Here is a 2416-nt window from a genome sequence, read left to right on the forward strand (position 1 = left end):
GAGACGTGGCTGGATGCGGGGCGGTTGGTGGAGTGGCTGGGTGGGGTGGATTTCGCGGAGGTGACGCCGTCGTATGCGCAGGTGCTGGTGGAGGCCGGGTTGTTGGAGCGGGCTGGGCTGAAGCGGCTCGGTGTGGGTGGCGAGGCGGTGCCGGACGCCTTGTGGGAGCGGCTGGCGGCCGGCGAGGTGGAGGGGTTCAACCTTTACGGACCGAGTGAGTGCACGGTGCTGGCGGCGGTGGCGCAGGTCGGTGGCGGGAGCCCGGTGGTGGGCCGGCCGGTGGCCAATACGCGGGTGTTCGTGCTGGACGAGTGGCTGTCGCCGGTGCCGCCGGGGGTGGCGGGCGAGCTGTATATCGCTGGGGACGGGGTGGCCCGGGGCTATCTCGGCAGGCCGGGGTTGACGGGTGAGCGGTTCGTGGCGTGTCCGTTCGGGGGTGGGCGGATGTATCGGAGCGGGGACCGGGTGCGCTGGTCCGCCGACGGTCAGCTGGTCTTCCTGGGCCGGGTGGACGATCAGGTGAAGGTGCGGGGCTTCCGGGTCGAACCTGGCGAGGTGCGGGCGGTGGTGGCCGCGCACCCGCAGGTGGGGCAGGCAGTGGTGATCGCCCGCGAGGACCGGCCAGGGGACAGGCGACTGGTGGCCTATGTGGTGCCGGCCGGGGATGCGACGGGTCTGGCGGAGTCGGTCCGGGGCTTTGCGGGGGAGCGGCTGCCGGAGTTCATGGTGCCGTCGGCGGTGGTGGTGCTGGAGGCGTTGCCGTTGACGGTGAACGGCAAGGTGGATCGGCGCGCGCTGCCGGCGCCCGAGTCGGCGGGCGGGGTGGGGCGGGGGCCGGTCAACGCGCGGGAGGAGGTGGTGTGTGCGGCCTTCGCCAAGGTGCTGGGCGTGGAGAGCGTCGGCGTCGAGGACGACTTCTTCGCGTTGGGCGGGCAGTCGCTGCTGGCGATCCGGCTGGTGGCGTTGCTGCAGGCGCAGGGTGTGTCGGTGTCCGTGCGGTCGTTCTTCCAGGCGCCGACGCCGGCGGGGCTGGCCGCGTCGGTGGGGGAGAAGCAGGTGGTGGTGCCGGCCAACGGCATCCCGGCCGACACCCAGATGATCACCCCGGACATGCTGCCCCTGGTGGAGCTGACCGCCGGTGAGATCGGCCGGATCGCGGCCACGGTGGCGGGCGGCGCGGCGAACATCGCCGACATCTACCCCCTTGCCCCGCTTCAGGAAGGACTGCTCTTCCACCACCTGCTGGCGGAAGACGGTCAGGACGCCTACGTGATGCCGACCGTGCTGGAGTTCTCGTCGCGCGGGCGGCTCGACGCCTTCCTCGACGCGCTGCAGCAGGTCGTCGATCGCCATGACATCTACCGCACCTCGATCGTCTGGGAAGGACTGCGCGAGCCGGTCCAGGTCGTCTGGCGTCGCACGACCCTGCCCGTACACGAGGTGGAGGTGCACCCGCAGGACGGCGACCTGGTGGAACGCCTGGTCGCGGACGTCGGCCAGGCGATGGACCTGGGCCGCGCACCCCTGATGAGCGTGCACATCACCCCGATCCCCGGCACCGGCCGCTGGCTCGGACTGGTACGTAACCACCACATCGTCCGCGACCACACCGCGCTGGAGATCGTCCTGCGGGAAGTGCGGGCGATCCTGACCGGGCGCGACGGCACGCTCGCCCGGCCGCTGCCGTTCCGCAATTTCGTGGCCCAGGCCCGTGGCGCCGTCGAGCGCGCCGAGCATGAGCGCTATTTCACCGAGCTGCTCGGCGATGTGACCGAGCCGACCGCGCCGTTCGGGCTGGTGGACGTGCGCGGTGACGGCGCGGGCGCGGTCCGCCAGGTCGTCCCGTTCTCGGCGGAGCTGCACACCCGACTGCTGGAGGTCGCGCGCCGGGTGGGGGCGAGTCCGGCGACGTTGCTGCATGTGGCGTGGGCGCGGGTGCTGGCGGCGGTGTCGGGGCGTGACGACGTGGTGTTCGGCACGGTCCTGTTCGGCCGCATGAACGCGGGCGCCGGCTCCGACCAGGTCCCCGGGCCGTACATGAACACGCTTCCCGTACGCGTGCGAACCAGCGAGCTGGGTGTGCTGGGCGCGGTCTCGGCGATGCGGAGCCAGCTGGCGGAGCTGCTGGAGCATGAGCACGCGCCGTTGACCCTGGCGCAGCGGGCGAGCGGCGTGCCGGGTGACCTGCCGCTGTTCACCGCCCTGTTCAACTACCGCCACAACACCGGACAGCCCCAGGATCAGGAACCGAACGAGGCGCTCGACGGGATCAGCCTCGTGTACCTGCGCGAGCGCACCAACTATCCGCTGCTGGTGTCGGTGGATGACGACGGGGATCGGATCTCGCTGGCGGTGGACGCGGTGGCGCCGATCGATCCTCGGGAGGTGGGGGTGCTGGTGCGGACGGCTGCGGAGA

At 71.8% G+C, this 2416-nt stretch carries 1 protein-coding gene; it reads left to right on the plus strand.

Annotation, left to right across the window (positions count from 1 at the left end; all coding sequences use genetic code 11):
* Positions 1 to 45 precede the first annotated feature (45 nt).
* A partial coding sequence (locus tag ABEA43_RS67565) for a condensation domain-containing protein (RefSeq protein ID WP_345581470.1) occupies positions 46 to 2416 on the plus strand: 2371 nt, incomplete at its 3' end.

The organism is Nonomuraea rosea (genome assembly GCF_039539705.1).
GTDB classification, from domain to species: domain Bacteria; phylum Actinomycetota; class Actinomycetes; order Streptosporangiales; family Streptosporangiaceae; genus Nonomuraea; species Nonomuraea rosea.